Consider the following 6,536-nt stretch of genomic DNA (forward strand, 5'->3'; position numbering starts at 1 on the left):
CCGATGCGGTCATACGTCGTCACGACTGACAGTATGCCTCGTCACTCACCACCTACCGTTGCTGATGAGCCATCCACAAGTATTGACAATTTCTCATGAAGGGACGCACAGTGGCTCAACCGACCACCGACGACCAGTCCAAAGCCCTAGAGCCCGCGCTCGAATCCATGACCCTGCTGGTCGCCGGCGTCATCGTCCACGACCAAGACGCCAACCGTGTCGTGCTCCTCCAGCGCAGCGAGAACGCGAAGTTCGCCCAGGGGATGTGGGATCTGCCCGTCGGCAAGAGCGAGCCCGGCGAGCCGATCACCGAAACCGCGGTGCGCGAGCTCTACGAGGAGACCGGGCTGACGGTGAAGGCCGAGTCCCTGAAGGTGGCTCACATCATTCACGGAGCATGGGGAGTCGAAGCCCCCAACGGCTTCCTTACCGTCGTCTTCGTTGCCCACGAATGGACTGGCGAGCCCGAGAACCGCGAGCCGCGCAAGCACGCTCAGGTCCGCTGGGTCGACGCCGCCGCCATCCCTGAGGAGTTCGTGGACACCACCGCGAGTGCCCTCCACCGCTACCTCGACAGAGGCCCCGAAGTCTCCCTGAACGGCTGGGGTCAGTAGTGCCAGGCCGTCAGCGAACCAGATAGCACAGACCGTCCTCGTATCTGGAGACCGACAGAAGGCGCTGCTGTCTTAACCCATAACGTTCCCCAACGAGAAGATGAATCCGCAGACGGTGCACGCCAGCTCGATCCACAAACCGCTTCACGCCACCGCATCAATCCGCTCAGCGCACACGCCTCGAATGATCTTCAAGTCAGCCACCGCCTGAGCCCGCGCCTCCTCACGGCCGGGCAGCCCGCTGTTCACCTTCTCAACCGCTTCGCCGATTGCGGAGATAACCACTTTCGGGGCGAATCGCATACCGAAGACATAGCCAGTATCCACTCGGGTTCGCAAATCCAGCTCCAGCACCTCCCATGCAGCCAGAACTTCCGAATGCGCTCCAGCCCCGGGCGATTGCTCCAGCGCCCGGATCAGGGTCTGAATGTTCTTGTATGTCTGCGTGCACAACTTGCGGTAGCGGGTCCACATTTTGTGCGTGGCCACCACGGTGGCAATTGCGACAGTGATCGCTAGAGCTGGCAGCACCTTGGTGTAGTCACGAGAAATCGTCGGCAGCACGGCGTATAGCAAAATGGCCACACCACATGCTCCGTTAAAGTTCCCGACCGTCCGGCTGACCATGGCTCGAAGGACACGCCCTTCCAGTCGCTCAAGCAGCCTGTCCTTCGGCTCGAACCAGTGCGCCAAGTAAGGAAAGAGGAGGCAGAAGGCCAGCATCTTCTGAGCGTCCCCGTAGCGAGCGATGAATTGCTCTGGAGCTGCGATGATCCTGTCAGCTACATTGAGCGGGTAGAAGAAGATCTTGAACGCAATAATCCCCCAGATTACCACCTTCACCTTCTCTCGACGACTGAGCCATACGGGCGTATGGAAAGTCATTGTCAGCCACTGACGCAGCCGACTACGTATGCGGCGTATAGGCTTCGGCGCCTGCAAACCAGGAGAGATCCTTCGCCAGTGACGTCCCGCCACAACAATGAGGGCGATACTGAAAACAAAGATCACGGCCCCAACGGCCTGGCGCCCCGCCTTATAAAGCTGGTTGCCCCAGAGGTTCAGCACGAACCCGACCGGCAAGAAGGCGAGCTTCCAGTGGGCGCGCACAAGGCCAACAGGCCGGTACCAAATCGACATACCGTCATGCTCAGGCTCAGTCACGGCGCGACGGACTGGTTTGATGGAGATCAGAGGTTCAGCGTCGTGAAGATCCGAGGGGCCAGGACCAGCCGGGCCACGTGCCGCGGGCTTGGTCGAACTTCGCAAACAGAAGCCTGCTCGGGAAGCCTCCGCGGAACTGGATGCTGTCACCGCCACCGCGTCCCGATACGACGACCGCCATGCGCATCGCCATGGCGGCTACGGCGAGCCGGCGGCTGTCCTTGATGCGAGCGAACCGTGTCGGTCGATGCCCCTGCTGCGCCCTCGTTGGCGCACCGTCTGGCGCTCGTCAAACCACCGGGCGCGGGAGCGGACGTTGAGCGAAGGACCGGCCATGAAGCGGGCGAGGTCGAGGCAGTAGGCGTAGCAGCCTTCCCGGGGCAGCCCACGGAATCGGCTGTCGTGATGGAAGGCGTGTACCAGCTCCAGCTTGACCTAGACGCAGCGCAGGTCCGATGCATGGCCTACTCCGCTAGCACCCACGCCCGACCCCCGCGTCGATGCCGATGTCGCGCAAGCACCCTCCGTTCCGGGCATGGAGGAGTCGTGCGCCCCTTTGCCGCATTTCGGCCACGCCAGCAAGATCGCACACGGCTGATTCCGCATGATTCCAGCCGGAAGTGCGCCTGCCATATGCGCATCGAATGGGCATCACGGGATGATGCCCATGTCAAGGACATCGCACACATGAACGCCAGGGGCATTCCGGACAGCACCTCCGGCGACCGGAACAACTCTTCTCTCTGAGTGACAGCGAACGTACCGTCAGTCAGGTTTTGCGCCCGCACGTACGTCGCGGGATGCGCAATCAACGGGGAGGGCATACAGCCATGGATCCACTGACGTTTCCGATGCTCGTGGGCACCGCGCTCACCGAGGCGGTCAAATTCCTGTTCGATCGGGCCGGGGCGGTCCTCGATCGACGCGCGGGCCGAGTTCCACTGGAGGAACCGGAAGAAGTGGAAGGACGCAGCGGGCCGTTTACCGTCCACCCAGCTGAACTGTCCTCCGCGCGAATCGAGCGCATCACCGAAGCCCGCGGAGCACTCCAGGTGTATCTGACGCGTCCTGCGCTGCTGCAGGGAAGCGATCCCGAGCTCAGGGAGCTCTTGGGTGAGCTGCGCCTGGACTTGGAGGAGATCTACGGGCGGCACCTGCCCTTCGGCGACGAAGAGGAGCGGCCTGCCCGCCCAGGAGTCTCCGTCACACAACGCGCGGACCACGTAGCCGGCCACCAGGTCGGCGTACGCGCGCAAGGCTTTTCCCGACAGGGCCGCGTGCGTGTGGACCAGTCCGCGAAGGTCATCGAGGCGTCGGCGGAACAAGTAGGTACCGAGATCGACGGAACCATCGGCTGAGAGGCGACGCGACCGATGGCTTTCGACGACGAACCGGACTTTGCCCAGCAGCAGCCCGCTCCGGCTGCCGGAGTGCCGCACAGCGCCACCGGAGACTCGCGCGTGCGTCCACCACTGCTTGACCGCTACATAGACGAAGAAGGAACCAACCGCGCGGAACATCACGGCAGTTCCACCGGCTTACCCACGACGGGCTCAGTGGCCAACGCCGAGCCATCAACGGACTTTCGCCCCGACGTGGTGACGGCGCCGGGCGCTCAGTCCGGCTCCGGACCCTCGTCGTATCCACCTGTCCCTGTCGCCCCACCGAGTAGCCCGGAGCCATCGGCCCAGCAAGAAACCGAGCGGGGCAGGACGGCATCACCGTCCCCTGAGGCGATCGAGGCTGTCGGGCAGGCGGCCACGCTCCAGCGCGCGTTGATCAACCTGGGCGAGATGATCGGCACGAAGTACGTGTTCGAGCAGACGCTGGACGCCGACGCGCCCATCGACGCCGAATACTTGGCAGTGATCCGCAGGGTTTATGCCAAGCCCCGCTCTGAAGACACAGACCAGACCCGCAGTCCCTTCGCCCAGGCCCTTCAGATCCTGCGACCTTCAGGTTCCGTCCTGGTCATCAATCGCCCACCTGACAGCAGCAGGACTACGACTGCATACGCCCTTCTCGACCAGCTCGTGGAAGAAGGCTTGATTTCGGAAGTACGTCCGCTCTCCTTCGGCGGATCCCAGCACTTCCCCGCCCGCCGTCTGCCTCATGACCGCCGGTGCGGATTCCTACTCGAACTCCCGCCAGACGAAGACGGCTTCCAGGTAGCCGACACATTTGGTTCCGGCCTGGGAAAGCTCAGTGAGCGGCTGGCCCGACGAGACAACCGACTCATCGTCCTGACCCGACCGGAACAGTGGCGACGAATCAGCCACGGCGCACCGCCGAGTGCTGCGCCGGATCTGGGCGAGATCCACCCTCACGACATCGCCACGCGCTGGCTGCTGGCGCAGGAGCCGTCGTTCCCCGTCAGTGCCTGGCTCGGCAGCGCCGACATACGCCGCCTCATCGACGGCATGACGCCCACGGACATCTTGAACGTCACTCCCCTCATGCTCGATGAGCACCGGGCGGCCGAGCGACTCGCGGCCGATGGCCTCTCGGACGTAGCCCGGGATTCGGCGCAGCAGGCTTCTGCCGAGCGGCGCCGCTCCCTCGACGACCAGATCGCCAATGTCGTGGCCGTCCTCAGTAACTGGGAAGACGCGCTCTACGAGTGGCACGAACCAGAAGACCGCGTCCGGACCAGCTTCGAACGGAACTTCCTCCTGACCGCAGCGGTCCTGCGCGGTGACCCAGTAGGCCATGTGTACGCCAAGGCCGCGGAGTTGACCGACACGCTCGACAAACGCGACACCCCTGTCCCTGTCCACGGGCAACAGGCACCAGGCGTGATCGCCATGACCAAGGCCATCAAGGCGCGCCGCGAGGAGGACGGGACCCTCCGTTTCGACCGCCCCCACTGGGATGACGCCGCGATCGAGTACTTCTGGAACGACCGTCCACTGGCCCGCACCTCGTTCTTGAAGTGGCTCGCCCAAGTCCCCATCGACGACACAGGAACGAACAAGGAAGCCCTGGAGACCATCACCAAGGACGCCCGCCGTGCCTTGGCAGGCCGCATCGGTGAGTTCGCGCTGCGCTGGGCCGTACGTCATCGCAGACAAGAGCCGCTAGAGGCGATCGTCACGGCGTGGTACGCCCACGGCACGGACAAAGAGCTGTGGCCCTTGGCCGTGAAGTTGCTCGACAACGCGGCGATCCACGCAGCCAGCGCTCCTTACGTGCACTCCCTGTTGCTGTCCTGGGCCAAACGCAAAGATCCCTCCCTCCAACAGGCCGTCGTCGAGGTCTGCACAGGGCAATTCGGGCGGCGTCACACCGGAAAGGCACTACGCCGCCTGAAGCGCGTGGCCAACAGCGGGCTGCCGGAGGTCGTGGACAGCCTGCGCGAAGCGATTCAGGTGCTGTGGGCGGACGCCTCCGTCCGGAAGACACTCTTCGGGTACGTCGTCGATTGGTGCGGTGACGAGAAAATCCGGGACACCGTTGGCCACCGTACGTTCACGGCTCTCGCCGCGTCGTCTGCGCCAGAAGCCGACCGAGTGCCGCTGGTGCTCCACAGCGACACCACGCCGGATGCCGACGAAGAGGAGGACTTCCGCCCTCCGGTCGCCGGCCTTGTCACCGGGTGGCGCACTCTCCTGCGTCAGGCGACCGGAGCGGCGGGGGATCGCGAACTCGACCGGGCCATCTTCCTGTGGCTCGATGCGGCCCTTGAGCGGCCGCCTCTGCGACCGATCATCCTCGATACCCTCCGCCGGGCCGTGGACGTCCGCGGCCCTGAAGGCCCGACGCTGCGCGAGGCTCTGCGTACCTGCTCACAGGTATGGGTCCAGAGCGAAGACCGCCCGTACTCGCCCGACCGGGCAAACCTGAAGCTCGAACTCTCCTCTCTCCTCGACGCCGACCTCGCCAAGGTCCAGCAGCTCCTGCTGCAGGAACACCCCGAGGCAGACACCTCAGAGGAGCGCGAAGCCGCATGAAGCGTCGCCCCACCCCCAAAGGCGCCTCCCAACCGGGCAGCGCCACCTGGGTCTCCACCTTCTGCGACCGACCACGCAGCGCGGACCCGACGCTCCACTTCTGCGCACATGTCCGAGCGACATGGCGGCGTCGTGACGACACCGACATCCCTGCGGCCCCTTACGCAGCCGGGCAACTCGTCAGGGCCGTGATCGATGAGGCAGCCGCCGCCTGCGATGTCCTCCGTCCTGACGCCGCCGAGCAGGACATTGGCACCGCACTCGCCGAAGCCCTGCCTCTCGGTGGCGTGGGCGTGATCGTCGTAGACGCCACCGTGAGCATCGAGGTGGACGAAGCAACCCGGAAGGCCGCGTTCGCCGCGGAACAGCTGCAGCAGAACCGCCGTCGCCAGGAAGAGCTGCTGCGCCGCGAACTCGAGCTGGACGAGCTGGCCCGTCGCCAGGCCAAAGGGCGCGAGGAATTCCTCCAAGAACACATCCTCGCCAACCCCGCCGCCGCGCGGCTCTACACAGCTCTGGAAGGCTCGGCCGAGAACTGGCCCCGCCTGGGCGGACCACCAGCCGGTACGGATCTCGAAGATCTGGTCCGCACGGTCAGACAGTGGCAACCCGGACAGCAGTGGGTCGTTGTCGCTCAGGTGATCCACGATTTCGTCGGCAAGCTGACCCCTGAAGGCTGCAAGGAACTACTCGTCCTACTCGCAGGCACCGTAAGAGGGCGGTTCGTGAGGTGATGTCCGTTTCCAGGTGATGGTTGGAGCAGGGGCGCTGGCCGCAGCGCCGGCTACTGGTTCCTGGCGAAGTTGCC

At 64.6% G+C, this 6,536-nt stretch carries 5 protein-coding genes; 4 read left to right on the forward strand and 1 reads right to left on the reverse strand.

What is annotated here, in order from left to right; translation table 11 throughout:
- Positions 1-110 precede the first annotated feature (110 nt).
- Entirely contained in the window at positions 111-614 is a 504-nt protein-coding gene (locus ABZV31_RS37915) for an NUDIX domain-containing protein (protein ID WP_355901390.1), read from the forward strand.
- Between the two features lie 144 nt (positions 615-758).
- Here the strand turns inward: ABZV31_RS37915 and ABZV31_RS37920 are convergent, their stop codons facing one another.
- On the reverse strand, positions 759-1,778 hold the full coding sequence (locus ABZV31_RS37920) for a hypothetical protein (protein ID WP_355901392.1): 1,020 nt from the start codon (positions 1,776-1,778) through the stop codon (positions 759-761).
- Positions 1,779-2,608: 830 nt separating this feature from the next.
- Between ABZV31_RS37920 and ABZV31_RS37925 the strand changes: the two genes are divergently transcribed.
- Genes ABZV31_RS37925 through ABZV31_RS37935 form a run of 3 tightly spaced genes read left to right on the forward strand, consistent with a single transcriptional unit; the run spans position 2,609 to position 6,462 of the window.
- Positions 2,609-3,136, forward strand: a complete 528-nt coding sequence (locus ABZV31_RS37925) for a hypothetical protein (protein ID WP_355901394.1) — start codon at positions 2,609-2,611, stop codon at positions 3,134-3,136.
- Between the two features lie 15 nt (positions 3,137-3,151).
- Positions 3,152-5,728: a hypothetical protein gene (locus tag ABZV31_RS37930; RefSeq protein ID WP_355901396.1), complete on the forward strand. Its 2,577-nt coding sequence runs from the start codon at positions 3,152-3,154 to the stop codon at positions 5,726-5,728.
- The gene (locus ABZV31_RS37935; RefSeq protein WP_355901398.1) at positions 5,725-6,462 is read left to right on the forward strand and encodes a hypothetical protein; all 738 of its coding nucleotides are present in this window, start codon (positions 5,725-5,727) and stop codon (positions 6,460-6,462) included. Before ABZV31_RS37930 ends, ABZV31_RS37935 begins: the two co-directional genes overlap by 4 nt.
- Positions 6,463-6,536: the final 74 nt, after the last annotated feature.

The sequence above is a fragment of the Streptomyces sp. NPDC005202 genome (assembly GCF_040608235.1).
Lineage (GTDB): Bacteria > Actinomycetota > Actinomycetes > Streptomycetales > Streptomycetaceae > Streptomyces.